Source organism: Bradyrhizobium sp. 6(2017) (genome assembly GCF_011058295.2).
Lineage (GTDB): Bacteria > Pseudomonadota > Alphaproteobacteria > Rhizobiales > Xanthobacteraceae > Bradyrhizobium > Bradyrhizobium septentrionale.
On the sequence record NZ_CP049289.2, the window covers coordinates 2127482 to 2149166 of the forward strand.

General features: G+C 59.7%; 17 protein-coding genes and 6 pseudogenes. 17 read left to right on the plus strand and 6 right to left on the minus strand.

All coding sequences use genetic code 11. The annotated features are described in order from the left end of the window. Window positions 1–33 precede the first annotated feature (33 nt). From G6P99_RS10160 to G6P99_RS47520, 12 genes and pseudogenes are all read left to right on the plus strand, one after another. Complete coding sequence (locus tag G6P99_RS10160; protein WP_165128031.1) at window positions 34–285, plus strand: glycosyltransferase; 252 nt, start codon at window positions 34–36, stop codon at window positions 283–285. Window positions 286–454: 169 nt separating this feature from the next. Next, window positions 455–1201 (plus strand): ABC transporter permease, encoded by a 747-nt coding sequence (locus G6P99_RS10165; RefSeq protein WP_165128033.1) that lies wholly within the window; start codon window positions 455–457, stop codon window positions 1199–1201. Further along, a complete protein-coding gene (locus G6P99_RS10170) occupies window positions 1194–2963 on the plus strand; it encodes a polysaccharide ABC transporter ATP-binding protein (RefSeq protein ID WP_165128035.1) in 1770 nt (589 codons plus the stop codon). Before G6P99_RS10165 ends, G6P99_RS10170 begins: the two co-directional genes overlap by 8 nt. A gap of 13 nt (window positions 2964–2976) precedes the next feature. Next, window positions 2977–4674 carry a class I SAM-dependent methyltransferase gene (locus G6P99_RS10175; protein WP_165128037.1) on the plus strand — a complete coding sequence of 566 codons (1698 nt, stop codon included), beginning with the start codon at window positions 2977–2979 and terminating at the stop codon, window positions 4672–4674. Between the two features lie 245 nt (window positions 4675–4919). Continuing rightward, window positions 4920–5045, plus strand: coding sequence for a group II intron maturase-specific domain-containing protein (locus tag G6P99_RS10180; protein WP_224496560.1), 126 nt, complete (start codon window positions 4920–4922; stop codon window positions 5043–5045). Window positions 5046–6219: 1174 nt separating this feature from the next. After that, window positions 6220–7077: a di-heme-cytochrome C peroxidase gene (locus G6P99_RS10185; protein WP_165128039.1), complete on the plus strand. Its 858-nt coding sequence runs from the start codon at window positions 6220–6222 to the stop codon at window positions 7075–7077. Between the two features lie 315 nt (window positions 7078–7392). Then, window positions 7393–7713, plus strand: a complete 321-nt coding sequence (locus tag G6P99_RS10190; RefSeq protein WP_156929011.1) for a hypothetical protein — start codon at window positions 7393–7395, stop codon at window positions 7711–7713. Next, window positions 7686–7948: pseudogene (locus tag G6P99_RS47515) on the plus strand (substrate-binding domain-containing protein). The gene G6P99_RS10190 and the pseudogene G6P99_RS47515 overlap by 28 nt, the downstream one beginning before the upstream one ends. Before the next feature lie 50 nt (window positions 7949–7998). Continuing rightward, a complete protein-coding gene (locus G6P99_RS10195) occupies window positions 7999–8991 on the plus strand; it encodes a Gfo/Idh/MocA family protein (RefSeq protein ID WP_051346753.1) in 993 nt (330 codons plus the stop codon). A gap of 111 nt (window positions 8992–9102) precedes the next feature. Continuing rightward, entirely contained in the window at window positions 9103–10620 is a 1518-nt protein-coding gene (locus G6P99_RS10200) for a GMC oxidoreductase (protein ID WP_165128045.1), read from the plus strand. Beyond that, window positions 10617–12284, plus strand: coding sequence for a GMC family oxidoreductase (locus G6P99_RS10205; protein ID WP_165128047.1), 1668 nt, complete (start codon window positions 10617–10619; stop codon window positions 12282–12284). Before G6P99_RS10200 ends, G6P99_RS10205 begins: the two co-directional genes overlap by 4 nt. A 451-nt stretch (window positions 12285–12735) precedes the next feature. Next, a pseudogene (locus tag G6P99_RS47520) lies at window positions 12736–12923 on the plus strand (IS630 family transposase); the annotation flags it as partial. Window positions 12924–13313: 390 nt separating this feature from the next. Here the strand turns inward: G6P99_RS47520 and G6P99_RS47525 are convergent. Together G6P99_RS47525 and tnpC are read right to left on the minus strand one after the other, a co-directional pair. Then, a pseudogene (locus tag G6P99_RS47525) lies at window positions 13314–13688 on the minus strand (plasmid pRiA4b ORF-3 family protein); the annotation flags it as partial. Further along, window positions 13685–15247 (minus strand): annotated as a pseudogene (gene tnpC / locus G6P99_RS10215) (IS66 family transposase). The pseudogenes G6P99_RS47525 and tnpC, both read right to left, overlap by 4 nt. A gap of 46 nt (window positions 15248–15293) precedes the next feature. Here tnpC and G6P99_RS10220 point away from each other — a divergent pair. Further along, the gene (locus G6P99_RS10220) at window positions 15294–15542 is read left to right on the plus strand and encodes a hypothetical protein (RefSeq protein WP_156929139.1); all 249 of its coding nucleotides are present in this window, start codon (window positions 15294–15296) and stop codon (window positions 15540–15542) included. Between the two features lie 438 nt (window positions 15543–15980). Here the strand turns inward: G6P99_RS10220 and G6P99_RS10225 are convergent, their stop codons facing one another. Continuing rightward, complete coding sequence (locus tag G6P99_RS10225; RefSeq protein WP_165128049.1) at window positions 15981–16247, minus strand: hypothetical protein; 267 nt, start codon at window positions 16245–16247, stop codon at window positions 15981–15983. 172 nt (window positions 16248–16419) lie between these two features. On the opposite strand from G6P99_RS10225, the gene G6P99_RS10230 reads away from it, so the two are divergent. After that, the gene (locus G6P99_RS10230) at window positions 16420–16644 is read left to right on the plus strand and encodes a hypothetical protein (RefSeq protein WP_165128051.1); all 225 of its coding nucleotides are present in this window, start codon (window positions 16420–16422) and stop codon (window positions 16642–16644) included. Here the strand turns inward: G6P99_RS10230 and G6P99_RS10235 are convergent. Next, the gene (locus tag G6P99_RS10235) at window positions 16641–17309 is read right to left on the minus strand and encodes a hypothetical protein (protein WP_165128053.1); all 669 of its coding nucleotides are present in this window, start codon (window positions 17307–17309) and stop codon (window positions 16641–16643) included. The two genes, G6P99_RS10230 and G6P99_RS10235, sit on opposite strands and share 4 nt — an antisense overlap. A gap of 1029 nt (window positions 17310–18338) precedes the next feature. On the opposite strand from G6P99_RS10235, the gene G6P99_RS10240 reads away from it, so the two are divergent. Next, window positions 18339–18512, plus strand: coding sequence for a hypothetical protein (locus G6P99_RS10240; RefSeq protein ID WP_165123024.1), 174 nt, complete (start codon window positions 18339–18341; stop codon window positions 18510–18512). A 331-nt stretch (window positions 18513–18843) separates the two neighbouring features. On the opposite strand, the pseudogene G6P99_RS10245 reads toward G6P99_RS10240, so the two are convergent. Next, window positions 18844–19739 (minus strand): annotated as a pseudogene (locus tag G6P99_RS10245) (IS256 family transposase); the annotation flags it as partial. Continuing rightward, window positions 19631–19894 (minus strand): hypothetical protein, encoded by a 264-nt coding sequence (locus G6P99_RS47530; protein WP_371261262.1) that lies wholly within the window; start codon window positions 19892–19894, stop codon window positions 19631–19633. The gene G6P99_RS47530 and the pseudogene G6P99_RS10245, both read right to left, overlap by 109 nt. Window positions 19895–20280: 386 nt before the next feature. Here G6P99_RS47530 and G6P99_RS10250 point away from each other — a divergent pair. Both G6P99_RS10250 and G6P99_RS10255 read left to right on the plus strand, forming a co-directional pair. Continuing rightward, window positions 20281–21060, plus strand: a pseudogene (locus G6P99_RS10250) (TrbI/VirB10 family protein); the annotation flags it as partial. A gap of 4 nt (window positions 21061–21064) precedes the next feature. After that, a complete protein-coding gene (locus tag G6P99_RS10255) occupies window positions 21065–21307 on the plus strand; it encodes a DUF2274 domain-containing protein (protein WP_029085104.1) in 243 nt (80 codons plus the stop codon). Window positions 21308–21685 lie beyond the last annotated feature (378 nt).

Sequence of the window (21685 nt, forward strand, 5' to 3'; positions counted from 1 at the left end):
AGAGCGATAGTCGACGGGCGCTTAGTGCCATTCTTGGCAAACGATCTGCCGTTTTTGCGCGACGTAGCAGAAGAGCACGGCTTCGGTGTCGTCACCGATCTAGACAAGCCGGAGGCCGTTGCCGCTGCCATAACGACGGCTCTTGCCGATTCCGGACATTATGCTGAACTCAAGTGTGCGGCTGTTGAAGCTGGCTTGCGCATCAACTGGGAACTCGAGGGGAAGAAGTTGCTGGATATTTATGCGCGCCTCATGAAGCCGGCGAAACAACGCTGTGCGGCATGACTGGATTTCGTGCGTTAAGTTTCCTGTCTGCGCCGGAGCGGAGGTTCGGTGCGTGATCCAAAAAGCCAAAGGCACCTAGGGAGCCGTAGAGCGAACGGACGTTGCTCTACGGGGGGCGCGAAAAAGGATGCTAGTTGCGCCAGTTCGGCTCATTTGGGGTAATCGTTGGATGGTGCTTGCAACCTTCCTGCACGACTTGCGCCAACGCCATGGAGCGAGCTTTTTTGGATTAGCCTGGACGGTCCTGTTTCCCGTGATCTTTTTGGGACTCTACAGCCTAGTGTTCAATCTTATCCTGCAGGTGCGGATTCCGGGCAAGAGTTCGTTCGACTATACTCTTATCATCTTTTCGGGGCTCATCCCGTTTCTTGGATTCAGTGAGGCTCTGTCCGCCGGCGTAAGCAGCCTCGCTGATAATCGGTCATTGCTTAAGGGAACGATCTTTCCGGTGGAACTCATTGCCGTAAAGTCGGTGCTGGTTTCTTCTGTCACGATGTTGGTAGGTCTCGCACTACTACTAGCCATCCTTGTTGTGCGCGGAGAGATGCAGGTTACGCAGCTTGCGTTACCGCTGGTTCTTTTTACGCAGTTTATTTTCACGGTCGGACTCATTTGGGTCCTCTCCATTTTCAACATCTTCTTCCGTGATATTGCCAATCTAGTATCGCCGCTTCTCTTGTTCCTTATGCTGGTTTCGCCGATCGGCTATACGGACGACATGATCCCGTCGCGCATGATGCCGATCATGGTCGTCAATCCACTGTATTATATGATCTCGATTTACCGCGATCTTATTCACTTTGACCGCATTCCTGTGGGGAGGCTCGCGGCCTTCGGTGCCGTATCGCTAGCGCTCTTCACCCTCGGCTTCCATCTGCTTCAGCGCTTGAAAACCCTGGCTGCCGATCATGTCTGATCTCGCTATCGAACTTCGCTCGGTGAGCAAGCGCTATCGGCTATTTCGCTCGAAGGGGTGGCGGATGGCCGACGCGCTGGGCCTGCCAACACCCAAGGATGCCGCGTGGGATTTCTGGGCACTTCGAAATGTGAACCTTTCTTTGAAGCGCGGCGAGCGCGTTGGTCTCATCGGCCGCAACGGCGCGGGGAAGAGCACGCTGCTTAAGCTGATCGCTGGTCTGATCCGGCCGAGCAACGGGGCACTTCGGGTCTCTGGGCGCGTGACCGCGCTCATGGAGATGGGAACCGGATTCCATCCCGATCTCACTGGCGCTCAAAACCTGCGTGCGTCGCTCGCCTATTTGGGCGTCACCGGTAGAGCTGCGGACAAGAAGGCTGATGAGATTACTGAGTTCGCGGAACTCGGTGATTTTATCCATCACCCCTTCCGTATCTATTCGGCTGGCATGCAAGCCCGTCTCACCTTTGCAGTCGCCACAAGTGTCGACCCCGATATCCTCATCGTGGACGAAATTCTCGGTGTGGGAGACGCGTATTTCTCCATCAAAGCCGCGGCCCGAATGAAGGACCTCACACGGAATGGTGCTACGCTGCTGTTGGTTTCACATGACCTCGCCTCCGTACAAATGATGTGTAGTCGGGCCGCCTGGATTGATCGGGGCCGAGTAGCGGCCGAACGCGACACGCTAACTCTCTGTAAGTCCTACATGTCAGCAATTCGACTGCGGGAAGATGCCCGGCTCAAGGTGGCCGAGACGGGCACTAGCCTTAGCGCCAGTTCGAATTCGGGAAGTCATTTTGTGACGGGTAGATTTGTCACCGGTGCGCCGTCTGCCCCGAAAGCACGCCATCGTGTTCGTTCGATCCGACTATTGATAGATGATAAGGAGCAGGCGTCTCTGCGCGTTGGCGACGCTCGCGACAATGACTCGACGGAAGTCGTTTGGCTGACTGACGCGCCGGGCTATACCAACTGGTCCGCGCCCCAGGTAGGACCGGACAATACGGTTTGGCGGGAATTTCGTGACGAGAATGGACGCTACTTGCACGCCCCTTTCACCATTCGGATTCCCTCTGACCTGATTGCATCCGGGATTGTGGAGATCGAGCATGCGGCCGTTGCCGGTGAGGATGTGCGGGTTGAGTTCACGACTGACGAAGCCTATTCGCTGGCTGCCACATTATCTCCATCACCTGACGGCGCGTGGGGAACTGAGCGTCTGCGTTTGCCAGCAAAGTTGTCGTCGTCCACCGACTCAGCGCGGGAGCAATCGACAACGGAGAACGTGGACCATGTTGTGGATGGCGACTCTTACGGAGCGGGCGAAGCTCAAATCACGGCGGTACGTTTCTTTTCGCCTGACGATGAGCGGAGCGAAGAGCGTCGAACGTTTATATGCGGCGAGGCAGCCGCGGCCGAGATAGAGTGGGAGGCATCGAGTACTATCGATCATTGTCGACTGGTCCTCGCTGTCTACCGTTTGGATGGCCGCTGCGCAGCACAGGTCGTTAGTCCGGCTTCCACGCGGACGGCAGGTCGGCACCGTGATCGCGTTTCGCTGATGCCAATTCGGCTTGGACCGATGGAATACATCGTATCCGTAGGCGTTTTTAGAGATCTTCACGACGAGCATCATCATGGTGGGGATCCTCTACATGTGCTCGATCGGCGCTTTCGTCTCAAGGTCATGAGTCCCCCAAATAGGGGCCTTGAAACCGGCGATGTTCTGCACGATGCAACGTGGCTGTCCTACAGTTAGAGTAGTGCGGAATATGGTAGAGGCCGATTCGTCAAGTTACTATCAGCAGGAAGCGCTTTGGCGCCAGGATATTGATGCTTCTACAAGAGAAGTGCGCGATGCTGTCCTAGCCATGATCCCTCAAGATGCTCGCAGCATTTTGGACGTCGGATGTGGAAACGGAGCTATTACTAATCATCTACCTGCGGATCGCCATGTCGAAGGCTGTGACATCTCGCCGGCAGCATTAGCCCATGTCCGCTATTCTTCGAGGGTTGCCGAGATCACCGCGCTACCGTTTTCCGACGGCGCATTCGACCTGGTGCTAGCCACGGATGTGTTGGAGCACATCGCTGAAAGCGAGTATCGGAAGGCGCTCGATGAGCTCTATCGCGTATCGACACGGTGGCTGCTTATTGCTGTCCCGTACAATGAGATTCTCGACGCCGCGACGGTCGACTGCGGCTCCTGTGCCCGTGGTTTCCATATGCATTGGCACCAGCGGTCGTATTCTGCGGAGATATTGGCGCGGCTTTGGGAAGGAAGGGCTGCTGCGGTCAACCGCGCCTTTTGCGGCGCGCGCTGGCGATGGAGTTCATCACTTGTTGTTCAGCTGCTGCATCTCTTTAACGGTCGCCATTACGATTTCGAGCACGCTCAGTGCCCATACTGTGGCTCGCCCTATCAGCCAAAGCAGGCACAGTTGTCGGCCGCATTTGAGCACCGAATAGAAGCCTTGCATTATACGCTCGCTCTGACGGGACGAATCCCCTGGCCGCAGCGCTCGGAGATAGTCATGCTTTTCGACAAGACGACTGTGGCGGCAAGGCCGGATGTGTTGACTGAAGATAAGCAGAGTCCTCCGATAGCCCTGCCGCCACAGATTGAGCGTGACGATCTCCCGATGCTTGTCGATCCTAGTAGCTATGAGCGGGCGCCTTACCTGGTCCCGGGTCTGGCAAATACGACGGCAATCTTTCTCCCGCGTTTGCCTATGCGCGTTCGCGCGACGCCCAATTTGCCCTTGGTTATGTACGATCCCCTCGTCCAGCAGGACGTATCGCTCCAGTCGGAATCTGAAGGTTGGTGCAGCGTCCCCGCCGTATCCGCTTCTCGCTTTGGTTATCTTCTGCGCATCGTTGAATCCTCTGGGCCGATGATCTCTATTTCGTTGGAGGGCGAGGTCGATCCCTTGCTGGCTGAATCTTCTGTTCGCTCTGGCGCTTCTGCTCTGGAGCGTCACGTTGGCGAGTTATCGAAGCTCAATGAAGAACTTGAAGACAAGCGTGCCGCCGGAGAAGAACGGATCGAGGCGCTCCTCCGTCTTTGTTCGGAGCTCGAGGCTGGCCGAGCTCAGGCAGAGAAACGGATAGAGGAGTTGTTGAAGGTCGCGGACGAGCTTGAAGCGAAACGCATCGTTAGCGCAGGCCAGATCGAAGGGCTCCTGAGGCATTGCGCGGAGCAGCAGGAGAGCGGAGCTGAGTCAGAGAGCCGGATACAAGAGCTGTTGAAGTTCAACGAAGAACTCGAAGCAAAGCGCTCGGCTAGCGAGGATCGGATCGAAGCACTTCTTCATCTCTGCTCGGAACTTGAGGTTGGTCGAGCTCAGTCAGAGCATCGGATTCAGGAGCTTTTAGGACTTGCCGAGGAGCTTGAGGGTAAGCGTGCGGCAGCTGAAGAGAGAATTCGCCGTTTGCTGGAGAAAGAAGCTCCAGATACTAAAGCCCCATGACTTAGCCAGCGGTGTGCCGAGATTAGTTTGTCGCCAAATGGGGCATCCTCCGGAGAGCCTGGATGCTTTGTGACGTTTGACCATAGTGTCGTTTCGAGGTGCGACAAAATTACTATCCACGCGAATTTGCACTGCTGGCCGCATTCGCTACCGGCGATGTTCGGGATCTAATCGTGCAACGCTGCTGCTGGCGGTTCCGCGAAGCCTCTCGCCTGGCTGGAACGAAGAGCCTCAGCTAATTAACATTGCTCCGACGAATCCATGAACGCACGACGTCACAGTATTGCCCGGACACACCAGAGAACACCATCACCGTTATCAGCCGCCTTCTTCGCGGCTGGTGCGGTTACTTCGACCAAGCCCTTTCATGAAGACGTATGACTTCATCGGGTGGTACGTCGATCGCCGTCTGCGGCACTGGATAATGCGACGACCAGGAGGAGGTGGTAGGGGCTTCGAAGAGTATCCGCAGGATTACCGGCACGATACGCTCCAACTCTTCCGCATCCAGACCGTCGTACTGACCGATCGAGCGCGAAGGTCTGACGGACAAGTAAAAGCCGGGTGCGCGAAATCTGCATGCCCGGTTTGACGAGCGACGTTTGAAGCGGAACTGTGGTGCGAACTGCGACACCGGCGAAGGCCGCGGAAATAGTAAAGACTCGCGACTTATGGTCACCGTGGTAGCGTCCAGTCTGCCGACCTCGAGAATCCGGTCATCGAGGAAGCGACCTGCCAATATTGAGCGCGTAGCGGATGTCATCAGCGAGCATCGAGCCGCTGGAGATCATCCACGGATGTTTTTCGAACCACGGCTTTAACGACCCGACCAGAGGCCAGCGGGCGTTCCATGCGCGCGGCGCCGGTGCCTGGTCAAATTGACCCGAGGCTGGCGTCCGGCGGATCGCAAAGCTCTACGCCATCGAAGCTCCACCAATTCACCAATGCATGAGCGTCCACGATTCTTGTGATGAGCGATTTCGCTCAGCCGATCATAACTGTCATAGGTATCGGATAAGCGTCTGTTGAAGCCGTCCAGGGACTATTCTGCGAATGCGCGACTGCGACCGAGGGCATATCGGCAGAGCACGATCGCAGACTTGACCGCTATAGCCGCGGTCGTTGGACGATCGTCCAAAAGTCGCGCTTCTTCGTTTGACCACGCTCAGATCGGGCACCGGCGCCACGATTTCACACGAACAGGCGATCCGCGGCTGCGAAATCGCAGCACATGAGGTTGGCAACGGGCTGCCGATGGGAAGCAGGGCGGCATCACCAATTGCCAAGTGTCGCGCGATCAAGCCCGATCCCTTGGCGGCCATAGATTTCGGCCTAAGGGTGAACGGGCGTCAGCAGGAGTTTCTACGATCAATGGGGTTGCCGAGCCGTTGTCCTCTCCCAAATTTGGTAGGTTGAACTTAGTGGACCGCGCCCTTTAATGGCCGATAGTCAAGGACCCGCGGGCCCAAAGGCAGGTCAGAGGATCGAGCCAAGCTTGCCGCAACCGAGGGATTTCAGCGAACGTTTCTTCGGGCGAGTTTAACAATGAAGTCAGTAGGCCATACGATGCTCCGTGCTCTCGTTCTAATAGCCTTAACGGTTTTCGTCACAACACGGTCGATCGCTCAGGGCACCAACGCCAATCCCTTCTACGTTGACCAAGGTCTGGATTGGACCGCGGCAGCGAGAGCAGATTTCTATTCGCGCGATCAAGGCTCGCGTTTGATCGCGTTGTCTAGGATGCAGGCCCTGAAGCAAAGGAACGGACAGCCGTTCCTGGCGGATGGTTTGTCACGGTTATCTACCGAATCCTGCAACTCCGGCCAACCTTCCCATAGGCTTTCACGCTCTGGCCCTCAAGACTGTCAGGTCGTGGGAATGACTTGTTCAGCATGTCACACGCTCCAGATCGAAGTTAACGGCAAGGTGTATCGGGTGGATGGCGGTCCGGGGTTCGTCGACTTCTACGCACTGCTTCGCGACCTAGACAAGGCGGTGGGCGAAGTGATTGCCAGCGACAGCTCATTCGCTCCGTTTGCTGCAGCTGTTCTGCGGTCCGCAGTGCCGGATGCGATAGATGTTGCGGATCTTCGTCTACAGGTAGGTGGGTGGTACTTGCGGTTTCACACGCTCATGCATGGTGCGCGCGCTGCCAGAGAACGGCTGGGGGTTTGCCGTTTGGATGCTGTAGGGATGATTTTCAACCGCGTATCCGGTCTGGACATCGGTCCGCCACCCGACTTCATGATTCCGGAAAACATAAAAACCGCCGACGCTCCCGTGAGATATCCATTCCTTTGGAATGCGCCGCGGCAAGACAAGACGCAGTGGCCGGGTTTCGCAAAAAACGGAAGTGGCATTGTAGGGCTGGCTCGGAACGTGGGCCAGGTTCTGGGGGGCTAAGTTTGAGCCGAAACGTCAGTCAGGGAGGGGTCATCAATTTCCTCATCAATAATTCCGCTAACTTCGACGGTCTGAGCGAACTCGAAAACTTAGTAACGCGAATCGGCCCTCCGAAATGGCCTTGGAAGTGTGACGCTGCCTTGGTTGCCCAAGGCGACGTGATTTTCGAAAGAGATCCCGCCGAAGGGGGATGTAGCGCATGCCATGCGATCCAAGAGGGCGAGCAGCGCTTTCCGTTCGTCAAGACGTGGAGACTGCGATCCAAAACGCGGGTACACGGGAATACGATGCCTCGCCTGGAAAGCGAAGACTGGCGTGCTGAAAGGAGCGTACATTCCGCTGGCGACGGCTCCCCTTGAGGAGAGCGATCAGGTTCTTAACATTCTTGCGACCTCGGTTATTGGCTCGATCGCAGAACACGTGTTGACCGGCGGCACCGCTTCCACCACAGCGCGGGTGGCGGTGGCGCCACTTGCCGTCGAGCCCGCGTGGATCATTGAGAGCATGCTAACGAAAGATGGCGGCTTCGACGCCATGAAGCGCTTGCTGTCGTCGGAGAGGCGACCAACGGCGGTGGTTGCTTCAACGACGTCGTGGCAATCGGCGCGATGTTGGCGATCGCACGACAGGGGCTGACCGTCGGGCGCGATGTTGCCGTCGTCGGTTTCGATGATACCGCCGAGGCCATCATGTCTCTCCCGCTCTGACCACTGTGTCGGTCGATGCCGGTAGTCTCGGAGAGCGCGCCGCGCAGATGCTGCTGAGGCAGATCAACGAGGGCGAGCGTCGTCTCGAGAGTTGCGGGGGCGAAGCGCGGTTGGTCGTTCGGGAGAGTTGTGGAGCGGAATTCAAACGGAGAATCGCATCTTGAGTGGCCTGCGTTGGGGATTGATCGGTGCAAGTACAATCGCGCGCGAGTGGATGATCGAGGCCATCCGCGGAGCGGCTGGCGCGGTGCGGGCTGTGATGGGCAGCGATCCGGAGCGGGCGCAGCGATTTGCCAGCGAGAACGGGATCGCGATAGCAACAACCAGCCTCGACGCGTTGCTCGGAAGCGGTATCGATGCGGTCTACATCTCGACAACAAATGAGCATCATTGTTCGCAAACGCTGGCCGCGGCCGCGGCCGGCAAGCATGTGCTGTGCGAGAAGCCGCTCGCGCTGAACTTGCCGGACGCGAAGCGAATGGTCGCGGCCTGCAAGGCGGCAGGGGTGCAGATGGGGACAAACCATCATTTGCGCAACGCGGCCACCCATCGTGCAATTCATGCCGCGATCAAGGCGGGCCACATCGGCAAGCCTCTATTCGCCCGCGTTTTTCATGCGGTCTATCTTCCGCCGCACCTGCAGGGCTGGCGGATTGAGAGGCCGGAAGCGGGCGGCGGCGTCGTGCTCGATATCACCGTTCATGATGCCGACACCTTGCGTTTCGTGCTCGACGAAAATCCTGTCGCCGTGACCGCGATGACGTCGCGGGGTGGTATGGGCCAGGCAGGTCTCGAAGACGGTGTCATGGGGGTGGTCCGCTTCGAAAACGGGCTGATTGCCCAGTTCCACGATGCCTTCACGACAAGATACGCGGTGACCGGCTTCGAGGTCCATGGCGAAGAGGGATCGCTGATCGGGACCGACTGCATGACCCAGGTGCCCAAGGGCGAGGTCTTGCTGCGGACCAGGGACGGCGAAAGGCAGCTCTCGATCGCGCACGAGAATCTCTATCTACGGGCGGTGCGCCTGTTCGGCGACGCGGTTGCCGCCCGTGGCGCGCCGTCGGCTACGGGCGAAGACGGGATCAAGTCGCTGAGCGCCGCCCTGTCGACGCGCGAGGCTGCCCGAACGGGACGCGAGGCTCCCATCGATCTGACGACCCGAGGTGCATATGGTACGAACGAAGGTCTTGCGCATGCGCGCTGATGCTGACGTCCGGCTCGGACAACCGCACACTTTTGCGTTCAACCTCGACAAGGCGGTGCTGTTCGACCCAACGACCACGCGCCGTATCTGATCGAGTGGTGCGAGACCTGCATGAAGATCACGGAGTCAACCGATGTCCTCGTCATCGGGTCTGGAATGGGCGGTGCGAACTTTGCCGCGGGTCTGGCGCCTACGGGCGCAAAGATCGTGATCCTCGAGCGCGGCCAGCGTCTGCGCGATAGCGAGGCTGCGCGGGACGCAAGGGCGATCTTTCAGCGCGGGGTGTTCCGGCCGCAGGAGTCCTGGGTCGATGGGGCGGGGAAGGCCTTCAATCCCGGCAACTACTACTGCGTCGGCGGCAATACCAAGCTCTACGGGGCGGTCCTGATCCGCTACCGCGCTCAAGACTTCGCGCCCATCGCGCACCGCGATGGAACGACGCCGGGCTGGCCGTTCAGCTATGGCGAACTGGAGCCATGGTATACCCGGGCGGAACAGCTCTACAACGTGCGCGGCGCGCTCGGAGACGATGCCTCGGAGCCTTTTCACTCCGCGCCCTATCCGTTCGGCCCCGTGCCGGATGAGCCGGCGATTGCGGCGGTACGGCAGCGGCTCAAGAAGATCGGGCTCAAGCCGTTTATACTGCCGCTTGGCATCGACATCGAGACATGGCTCAAACGTGCCAAGACTCCGTGGGATGCATTCCCCGACGCCGGGCACGGCAAGATGGATGCCGAATCCTGCGGGCTTGCCTGTGCTCTCGCCCATGACAATGTCGCGCTGCGCGAAGGTGCGCAGGTCAAGCGGCTGGTCGTCGAGCCGGACGGCAAACGCATTGCCGGCGTTGAGGTCATTCAGGCCGGTGAGCGGACCATGATCGGCGCCGGCATCGTGGTGCTCGCGGCGGGCGCCGTCAATTCGGCCGCACTGCTTCTGCGCTCGTCACAGGCCGGCATCGCGAACCGCTCCGATGCAGTCGGCCGTTATTTCATGAACCACAATTCCTCGGCTGTGCTGGCGATCGATCCGCGCGTCGTCAACAACTCGATCTACCAGAAGACGATCGGCACCAACGATTTCTATCTCGATGATGGGCACGGCGGACCGCCGCTGGGCAACATCCAGTTGCTAGGACGTGTCACCGCGCCGATTCTGAAGGCCAACATGCCGCTCGCGCCGGAATTGGCGCTTGGGCTGATGAGCCGGCATGCGGTCGACTGGTACGTGATGAGCGAGGATCTGCCGCGCGCCGAGAGCCGTGTGACGGTCGATGGTGCGAATATCCGGCTCGACTGGCTGCGCTCGAACTGGACGACCCATTTGGCGCTGGTGGCGACGTTGAAGGAACGGCTGCGTGCCGCAGGTTATCCGATCGTACTGTCAAAGGCGTTCGACCGGCGCACGCCCTCGCATCAGTGCGGGACAGTGCGCATCGGCCTCGATCCAGCGACATCACCGCTCGATCCGTTCTGCCGCTCCTTTGATCACCCCAATCTGTTCGTTGTCGATGCGTCGTTCCTGCCGACCTCGGCGGCGGTGAACCCGTCGCTGACGATCGCCGCCCAGGCGTTGCGCGTCGCGGATCATGTCGCGAGGACCGATCTTCGAACTCATGGGGACATGAGATGACGGTTTACGACTACATCGTCGTCGGCGCCGGCTCGGCCGGCTGCGTGCTCGCCAACCGCCTGAGCGTCGATGCGTCGACCAGGGTGCTGCTGCTCGAGGCCGGCGGCAGCGACAACAACCCGCTGTTCAGCATGCCGGCGGGGTTTGCCAAGATGACCAAGGGCATCCCCTCCTGGGGATACTCGACGGTGCCCCAGCGTCATCTCGGCGCGCGGGTGCTCCGCTATACCCAGGCGAAGGTGCTAGGTGGCGGCTCCAGTATCAACGCGCAGGTTTACACCCGCGGAAATGCCCGCGATTATGATGGTTGGGCGGCGGATGGTGCGACAGGCTGGAGCTACGCGGATGTCTTGCCGTATTTCAAGCGCACCGAAGACAACCAGCGCTTCGTCGACGCCTACCATGCGCGCCGTGGTCCCTTGGGCGTCTCGGTGCCTGTCAATCCGTTGCCGATCAGCGAAGCGTTTCTGCTAGCCGGGCAGGAATATGGAATGCCCTACAATCCCGATTTTAACGGTGCGCGGCAGGAGGGCGTCGGCCACTATCAAGTAACGGTGCGAGATGCCCGGCGGTGCTCGACCGCCACCGCCTATCTGCAGCCGATCCGCGGCCGACCGAATCTCACCGTCCTTACCGACGCCTACAGCACGCGGATCGTGGTCGAGAATGGGCGTGCTGTGGGAATCGCGTCGGTACGCGGAGGGCAGCGGGAGATCGTTCGCGCCGAGCGGGAGGTCATCCTTGCGTCCGGCGCCATCGGATCGCCTCGCCTTCTGCTGCTATCGGGGATCGGTCCGGCCGACCATCTGAAATCAGTCGGTGTCAAGCCGATCCACGATTTGCCCGGCGTGGGCGAGAATCTTCAGGACCACCTCGACGTCTATGCGATCGCGGAGTGCAAGGGCGACGTTACCTACGACAGCTATGTGAAACTGCATCGTATGATCTGGGCGGGACTGGAATATCTGCTGTTCAAGCGCGGACCGGTCGCGTCCACCCTATTTGAGACAGGGGGCTTCTGGTATGTCGAGCCGGCGGCGAGGGCGCAGGAATGGCCGGACGTGCAATTCCATCTCGGGCTCGGCTCAGGAATCGAGGCGGGCGTAGAAAAGCTAAAACAAGCAGGCGTCACGCTGAATTCGGCATTCTTGCGGCCGGGCTCGCGTGGTACCGTGCGGCTCGCAAGCGGCGATCCTTCCGCGATGCCTCTGATTGACCCAAACTATTGGTCTGATGCGCGTGATCGCCCGGCAGCGATCGAGGGGCTGAAGATGGCCCGTGAGATTCTCCGGCAACCCGCGCTCGAGCCATTCGTCATGGTCGAGCGGATGCCCGGTGTTGCGGCTACAAGCGAAGCCGCTCTCGTCGACTATGCTGTCAGGACCTGCAAGACCGATCATCACCCTATAGGCACCTGCCGGATGGGCACTGACCAGCTGGCGGTGGTCGATCCGTCGCTGAGACTTCGTGGAGTCGATGGTCTGCGGATTTGCGACGCTTCCGTGATGCCGCGCATCACGTCATCCAACACGAACGCGCCCACCATCATGATAGCGGAGAAGGCGGCAGACCTGATTCTCGGGAAGACGACGTTCGCCGCACCGCACTTGGCAAACATGGAACGTCGCACGTCGAACGAACGGCTCAACCCGAAAAATCGATGAAGTGGGCTGTGTTGTAGCCGCAGTATTAGTTGGCGCGTTGCGCAGCCAGACTCACGTCTCGCTTTCGTCGAGAAGGGTTTTTTGGAGCATTTGCTCGCCCGCTCGGCCTCGATCTCGAAGTACTGCAGGCGAGGTCCGAAGGCATCCGTGTGCCGCTCAGGATGAGGATAACAAAACATACCAGACCGACCGGATGCAGAATTGATTATAGTTCCTTGATAGCGAACTTGAGGCGTCGTCTGCTTCATCCCGACATGATGCAATTCTGAGCAGTCGGGATGCTAGGAGGTAGAACATGCCAAATATGCGTAATCCACCACCCAGCCCGGCATCATCGATAGATATTGGAGGCAGCTTCTCAGCTTGCGTAATACTTTGAACCGCGGTTATCGAATGCAGGGCGGGTGCCTTCGAGGACGTCGACTAGATACTTGTGGATTTGCGGGGATTCGATCGAACAGTGGTGTGCTTCGACGAAAGCCCGGTCCAACTCATCGGCGAAACGCGTCAGCCGATCCCGGCCAAGCCCCGCAGGCTCGAACGTTACGATTATGAGTATCGTCGGAATGCACGGTCAATCTCTTTGTTCTCCTCGACGTGCATCGTCCCTGGCGCAAGGACAAGGTCACCGGGCGGCGAGATGACGGCGCTCGAGATTGGCCGGAATCCGGCCTCTACCCGAAAGGCAACGCGCGGACATGGGCCGAGCTCGGCCCGTCCCGGATCCGGCCGCTCCTGGTCGTGAGCGCGATGGTCTATGGTAAGCGTAGCTCTGCGGCCCTTTTGATTGGCTCTTGACGCCCTATTTTGATCGCAGCTTTTGCCGGCGTGGCTTCCAAATTCCGGACAATGCGTTGACGGCGGCCTCAAGCGCCTTCCGGTCGACGACGTTGGGATCGAACCGCTCCGGGCCCCAGAGGCGCATTTGTTCGTGCTCCGGATGGGTGGGGTCACCGATGGCATCGGGGTATTCGGATAGCCTGGCGCACCGCCTACGTCTTCCGGAGGACAACCACCGGCGGCCTCGAGCAAGAGGGGAAGTCCCTCTGTCGTCGTGTTGTCGAACCATTTTTCGAGTTTGATCACATGGTCCCAGCTGTCGCCGAAGTCATAGAGATAATGGATCGTTTTGGCGCCGGTCTCTCGAACGATTTCGCAGAGCCGCGCTTTGCGAGCATCGATGCGCTGGGGGCCAAAATCACCATCGGGGTCAGGGATGCCCCAGCGTCCTTCGCCAGCGTGGAACTCGAAGAGATGGCTATCCGTCCAGCCAAACGCCGCCTGAAGCGTCAGATGCAGCCGATCGAGACGCAGGGTCAGCGGTACGACGAGGCGGCGCATCACCTCCGGTTTCACGTCCTTGAGGGTCACCTTGATCCGGACCGCGGTCGTGTTCAGGCTCATGCCGCCAGCCTCGGATCGTGTGCATGCATCTTGTAGGTCGACGCCCAGGGAAGCAGTTCGTCCAGTCGCGCCGCAGGCCAGCCATTGACGAGCTTCGCGAGGACGTCGGAGAGCCAGTGCTCGGCGCTAACGCCATTGAGTTTGCACGTCTCAATCAGCGAAGCCAGCAATGCCCGGTTCTCGGCGCCCTCGTCGCAGCCGGCAAAAAGGGAGTTCTTGGCGTTGAGCTTGATCGGCCGCATCGCACGTTCGACCGCATTCGTGTCCATCTCGATGCGCCCGTCATCAAGGTAGAGCGTCAGGCCGTCCCAATGGCGCAGCGCATAACGCAAAGCCTTCGCCGTGTCGCACTTCTGCGCAAGGTGATCAAGCTTTGCCTCAAACCACTGCTTCAAGGCTGCAGCCAGAGGCCGGGCATGCCCTTGTCGGCCCGCGCGGCGCTCGGCATCAGATCGGCCACGTAGTGCTTTCTCAACCGCGTAGAGCTGGGCAATGCGCTTGAGGGCCTCCCGGGCAACCGGAGCCGGCGCCAGTGAAGCCTCGCGCTCGATCTTCACAAATTGACGCCGTAGATGCGACCAGCAGAAGGCAAGCGTACCGGACAGGGCGTCCGCACGCGTCTCTCGGGTCATGGTCTTGTAGGCCTCATAACCATCGCAATGGATGATGCCCCGGTATCCTTCAAGCAGCCTCAAGCCATGAACGGCCCCACGGCCTGGTGCATAGGCGTAAACCACGCCAGGTGGGTCAGATCCGGCCCAAGGCCTGTCATCGCGCGAGAGCGCCCAGAAGTAGCCGGTTTTGGTCCTGCCGCGCCCCGGATCCAATACCGGCGCCGGGGTCTCATCGACACAAAGCTTCGAAGAGGCGAGCAAAATCTCGCGCAAACCATGCCAAAAGGGTTCCAGCTCCTGGGCGGCGTAGCCGACCCAGAAGGCGAGCGTGGAACGGTCGATGGCGATGCCGTGCGTCGCCAACATCTGCCTGGCGATAAAGCGGCAAATGCCAATGATACTTGGCATCGATCACATGCGCGACCAGCCGCTCCGTGGGCAGTCCCCCTTGATCAATCGTTCGGGCGCAGCATGTTGGAGGACGACGCCATGACAAGCGCGGCAGGCCAGTTTGGGCCGGCGAGTGACAATTACGCGATACTGCGCCGGTACGACGTCGAGCCTCTGGCTCTCATCGCTCCCAATTTCAAAAAGGACGCCTGCGCAGCACGGGCAGCAGGTTGCAGCGGGCATCAGGGTCTCGACGATGCGTGGCAAATGCTCCGGCAGCTTGCCACGATTGGCCCCGCGCTTGGAAGTTCTCTTCTCGCAGGTTCTTGGATTGGCGTGATTCTCGGTTGCTTCGAGAGCCGCGACGGCCTCTTCGATGTCCTCCAAACCAAGCTGAAGCTGAGCAGCGTCCAGCTTTTCCGACGATCGACCGAACTTCGCATCTTTTGCAAGCTTGAGCAGCCGCTCGAGCCTGGCGCAGCGATCCAGTAGAGCCGCGGCAAAGACACGCAACTCGGCTGGATCGCTCGGCAGCACATCAGGTAAATCACTCATTGGCCCGAGTCTGCCATGCTTCGCGCCACGATGCAGCGAAGACTTTATGTCCTACGCAAAGCGCTTTCGGCTGAGAGATTCGAGGCGCGTGCATGCGCGTCCAATCCATGCCGGCCAGAAGCGCGGCATTCACCCGCATGACGCCGGCCACGATGGGAGGACATTTGAAGCCGCCGCCATCCAGCCGTTTCCAGTACATCACAAGGCCGCTGCCATCTCAGACGACAATCTTCACCCGATCGGCGCGCATCGCACGGAAGACTACCACCACACCCTTCATCGCGTCTCGGGTTGAAGCTTCCACGGGGTAAGATGAGGGCCGCCGGCTAAGTTGGGCACCTAATCCCGGACGATCTAATCCAATCTGCCATGTGGGCAGTCACTTGATGCTCCCGCGCTTTGCGCAATATCGCATCGCGCTTTGGGCATGCCGGCATCTGGTCAGCGCAGTTCCTTAAGCGCGCCGCCTCTTCCAACAGACGGTCAGTAAGGGGCTTTGCTTGCTTGAAAAGCATTCGGTGTTTGATCATGCGCTTTATCTCTGCCGAGAGAAACCTATGATGGGTCGCTGGCAATACCATCGCGGCCGCCCGCGCCAGTTCTGACTTTGACGATTTGGTGTCCCGCGACATCGGGGCCAAGCAACCAAGCCCAGCAACGAGCGTGCCAAACGACCGCACGCGGCCCGAAAGGCTCTGGTCAGCGGTGCCTTGAGAATTGGGGCGGCTCGATCCTAGCCGGTATCAGGACTCCACGTCCGTGAGATCAGCGGATCATTCCGATCATCATATATGGTCACAAGCTCGCCAGCTCTTACGCCGAGGCCCTTCAAGTCAGCTTCGCGTAGTTCGGAATTCGAGATCGCTGCTTCGCCCGCGCTGGCCGCCAACGAAGCCTTTACGGCTTCTGTCGCATCGGCCATTGCGACCGCATAGGTTACATATCGAAGCTTGCCGTCGGCTTTGGGAACGCCGATTGAAACCATCCATCCTGCTGCCATCTCACTCGTCCGATATTCAAGACAGGCGGTTACTCTACGCATCCACGCCTAGTAGCCACCTCCCAATAATGGGAGGATTGCAAATCCGTGGCGGCCAAGTCCGTAGGATCACGGGACCCTCTTCCATGCGTAGCGCGAGCTGCGCTAGGCTACGACTTGGAGGAAAGCCGCCGTGGCGAGCAAGTTTGAGCGGATCGACACTGTCGCGCGGCCGGCCATCCTGCCACGCCTCCGCCGTGTGCAGGCGTGGCGCAGAGCGCGGCTCCAGCGCCTCCTATCTGATCCCAACATCGCACAGAATGACCCGGGAAGGCTCAAGTCTATCAAAGCGGCACAGCACTACATGGCCGTCTCCGTGCGCGCCAAAGCCATCCTCGCCGGGATCATCGATCGCTAGGGGACGCCGGGGGCAGCGCAGCAAATAGCCAAATCAAGCATCGGGCCGTAGAGCCTGCCAGCTCCGATCAATAGTTCTTCCGCGACAATTTCGATAGCGCGCCAGCTTTCCGCCACGAGCGTCTTTGCTTTCGCCTCATAGTGCTCGCGCGGCTCCGGCAATTGCGTCATTGCGCTGGTGATGTTGGCTTCGTCATCGCCAGCACAAAGCAGTCGGCCGGTGAAGCGAGCTTCCGCGAATGGCCCTGCCATCGTGATCAAGATTTCAGTCTTGGGACTGGCCTTCTCGTGCCACACGTGCCCAATGCGACCCATAAATGGAATGATGGCAACACACGCGACCTCTATGTCTAGTGCGCGAGCAATCACTGCATGCCCCGCCTCGTGATATGCAGCGATCTCGCGCTCTTCGAATACTTCGGTGTACTCCTGCTCGATATCCGGAGGATGGCAGCGCGACCCTAGGGGCCTGACATTGCTAGGGCGTAACTTTAACGCGCGCATCCCCGTTATGGAAGAAAGCTTCCGTTTTGGAGGCCGCCTAGGTGTCGGCCTACGCGCTTCGAGCTTCGCGATCGCGGCAAGCACGACGGCCGTTGCGACCTTCCCTTGAGACCATTGTGTGAGCGCCTCAATGGCGATCTTCAACGCCCCTTCACGGGTCATGGCATGATCTCCACAGCGTGCACTAGGCCGATGCTACCGAAAGAAGCGCGAGCGGCTGGAGGAGCCGCTCGCGCTAGCGCAAGGCTGCGCGGACTTCGCCATCTCATGGGGGTTGCGCGAAAGTATGAGAAGCCGAGTCCAAACGTCCCTCAGCAACTCGCATGCCAGACCGTCGCGACGCAAAAGAGGCGAAAAGCTGCGCAGCCTTTCCACAGGTCACGATCCACACGAAGCGCGGCGCTAAGGCCAGCACCGTGAAAAGCGTGCGGACGGCGGAAGGAGCCGCCCGCACGAGTTGCTGGTGGAGACTTGGCCGTCTCACGAGGTTCATCAGTAAGCAACCAAGCCATAAGGGGGTAGCAACCGGCGTGCCAAATAGTCGAAATGCAACTCTGCTTGAAGGAGAGGCAGAACGCAGCGCTTCCAGCTTTGGCCCGAGCAATTACTCGCAATTCAAATGGCGGCTTCCGGACACATGTCATCAATCGGACGCGGGTGAGCGAGATCAGACGTGCAGCGCTTTTAGTGACGTTGGGGTCGCGAGATGATTGGATCGATCTAGTCATCGAGTATAGCGATCAGCTCGCCGGGCTCCACGCCGGGCCTTTGCAACTGCTTCTCTTCGATCGGGCAGTTTAGCATTGCGGCCTTTGCCCCCGCAGTCTTTCAGGGGCAGCTTCACGGCTGACCGCAAGGTTACATGCCTGTTCGTCGTCGCTGTCTTCCTTGAGGATGGCGACCGTCACTATCCAACCATCCATCTTGCTGCACCTTGGAAAGAGTCCTGGCTATGTGAGGCCGGCTCGCTCCGATAATCTTGCAAATCCGGAGCCACCGGACTTATCAACGCCGCGCAGCACCGCACTGTCGTCTATGCATGCCAAAGTCATTCTGTTGGGGCTGATAGGCGCTAGGCATATGCCGCGCGGAAAGGCGAAGGTCTTCTCAGCCCTATGGGCGAGACGCTAGGTCTTTACGCTCTCTTAACCTCTCATGCTGCGGATGTCAGGCAGAAAGGAGGTGACTGCCATGACACTCGACGAATTTGTCGCTGCCGATATCGCTCATCTTCGAAAGCCAATTGCGATCGGCGATAGCTGCCCGCCAATAGCGGACAAGAACAGGCACAGCGCGCTAATCGCAGAACTCGAAGCATCGCTCAAGACGACCGATCAGCCGCAGAGCGCGGCCTGGTCAGGCTAGATGCGGTAAGGGGCCCTGCTCCGAGCAAAGGGGGCATGATGGTGGCTGTCCCCTGATCAAACGGGGTCACGACTTGAGTCGGCCCAAGCATCCGGAGACGGAGGGTTGCCGTGGAGAACTAGGCCGGAATCGACGTGTCATTGGAACTGTCGAGCGTGTGCGTTGTGGATGCCCAGGGTAAAATCCTGAAGGAAGCAAAGGTCGCGAGCGAACCCGACGCCTTACTCAACGGCGCGATGGTTTCCAGTGTCATGTAACGGGCACGCTGGACGGCCCATTCATCGTTCTGCTCGAGCAGGATCGCGCCGATGAGGCGGACGATGGCATCCTCGTTGGGGAAGATGCCAACCACCTCGGTGCGCCGCTTGATCTCGCCGTTGAGGCGCTCGATTGGGTTGGTGGAGTGCAGCTTGGTGCGATGTTGCGGCGGGAATTCATGTAGGCCAGCACATCGGTCTCCGCTTCGTCGAGGAAGTCGGCAAGCTTGGGCAGCTTGGGGCGGAGTTGATCAGCGACCTTACGCCACTGCGCCGTTGCGGCTTCGGCATCGTCCTGGGCGAAGGCGGTGGCGATGAAGGCGGAGACGACGCGCCGCCCGCTCTTGCCGGCGTGCGCCAGCGCGTTGCGCATGAAGTGCACGCGGCACCGTTGCCAGCCGGCGTTGAGCACCTTGGCGACGGTGGCCTTGATGCCCTCGTGGGCGTCGGAGACGACGAGCTTGACGCCGCGCAGGCCGCGGCGGGCAAGTTTGCGCAGGAACGCCGTCCAGAACGTCTCGGCCTCGGAGGGACCGATATCCATGCCGAGAACCTCGCGGTGGCCGTCACTGTTGACGCCGACCGCGACAATCACCGCGACCGAGACGATGCGGCCATTCTGGCGCACCTTCACATAGGTGGCGTCGATCCACAGATACGGCCAGTCGCCCTCGATCGGGTGGGCGAGGAACGCCTTCACTTTGTCGTCGATCTCGCCGCACAGCCGGCTCACTTGGCTCTTGGAGATGCCGCTCATCCCCATTGCCTGCACTAGGTCGTCTACCGAACGGGTCGAGACGCCCTGCACGTAGGCCTCCTGCACCACGGCGGTGAGCGCCTTCTCGGCCATCCGGCGCGGCTCTAGGAAGCCTGGGAAGTAGGAGCCCTTGCGCAGCTTGGGGATGCGCAATTCGACCGCGCCGGCGCGGGTCTCCCAGATCCGGTCGCGGTAGCCATTGCGCTGCGCCAGACGCTCGGGGTTCTTCTCGCCGTAGGCCGCCCGGTGTGGCCCTCGACTTCCAGCTCCATCAGCCGCTGGGCGGCAAAGCCGATCATCTCGCGCAACAGATCGGCATCGGGGGTCTTCTCCACGAGCGTGCGCAGGTTCATCATATCGTCGGTCATCGGTGATTCCTCGGTTGCGTTGGCGTGTCGCAACCCGATCCTACCGGAGAACTGCCGATGACCACCGCAAAGCCGCCCGCCCGCTACGGCGCTATTTGAGGCGCGCGTGCGGGCGGCTTTGCTCTACCGAGCTACACCATCACTGGGGACACGACCGGATTCTCATAGAGCAGTTTCTCGGTGGCTCGCGCATCATCCACATGTACGGGAAAATACGAGACGATGTAGCCAACGCTATTCAGGTTGACTGAGAAGCAGAAGGCACGGTCTTAGAAGCTGCGTTCGGCCGTGGCACCGGCGAATATCATATGAGAATGAAGCACCTTCTTGATGTGGTACATGCTGCGTCAGCGGGGTTGCGTGTGATCGACCCTCACGACAAGCACAAGTCGGCGCGTACCAGCAAGGTCTGTGCCAGCACCAATGTCCGTCCCTCAACTGCTGTGACATCGGCCAATGAAACGCCTTCGAATGCCACGACATCATCTGATGAAACGTTCGCCCAGAATGGCCAGGAACGGAAGCTTGCCTTCGTCAGCGCATCCGTCGACCGCCGGACGACCAGTCCGGATCGCCTCGTGAGGCCAGCTTCGCCGTTTGTGGTGCAGGCCGGCACAGTCATTCCGGCCGCTCTCATCACGGGCATTCGATCCGATCTGCCGGGGCAGATCACGGCGCAGGTGACGGAAGCTGTCTATGACAGTCCAACGCGGCGAGCGCGCCTTATCCCGCAGGGGGCAAGGCTGATCGGCACCTACGACAGCCAGGTGGCATTTGGCCAGTCGCGCGTACTGTTGGTTTGGACGCGGCTGATTATGCCGAACGGGCGTTCGATCGTCCTGGAACGGCAGCCTGGCGCAGATGCATCTGGATACGCCGGCCTCGAGGACGAGGTCGACAATCACTGGAAATAGCTCTTGGGCGCAGCAGCGGTTTCGACACTGCTCGCTGTTGGCACGGAGGTCAATTCGGGCGCGGACGCAGGCAACACCAACAGCGACCTCATTGCTGCGCTCCGGCGTGGAGCGGAGGATTCCGCAAATCAGACAGGACAGCAGCTGGTTCGCCGCAATCTCAACATCCAGCCAACGTTGACGATCCGCCAGGGATTCCCGGTGAGGGTGATCGTCAACCGCGACCTGGTGCTCGAACCATATATAGGATAACGCGATGGCAAAGCTCAAGCTTGGAGCGATCGAAGACGACAAACCGATCAAAGTGGCGCACGAACTGCCGGCAAGCGTCCACCGGGACCTCGCTGCCTACGCTGAAATCCTGGCCCAGGAAACGGGACAACCCGTTCAGGATCCAGCCAAGCTGATCGCACCTATGCTGGCGAGGTTCATGGCGGCGGACAGGAGCTTTCGCAAAGCTCGGCGCGCGCGTCAGCGTGCGAATGGCGGCGAGGGGTAGCGCTCTAACAGCAAGTTCAATGCGGCCAACTTGGGTTGTCGTTGTCCGCTCGCGAATATGCCCAAGAGTCGAGCCGGCCGCGGCCGGTGCCGTCGCGCAATTCGCGTAGAAGAGGCTCGCATACGATTCCTGCGTTCGTGCTAATCAGGCTCGCCGCGGCGGCTGACACCGTGGCGCTCGATTTTTGGCGCCTTCAGGCTAAACTAGCTTGGAAAACAAAAGATCCTCAAAGGCTTTCCGTCTCTCGTAGTTCTGCATCGTCACGCTATCGCCGTGGGTGCTGATGACGGACTATCGCTGGACATGGCTGAAGAGGAATATTGGCGCGTTCCAACTCAATGATCGATCGCGGCTCAGCATCGACTTCAGATCGCGCTT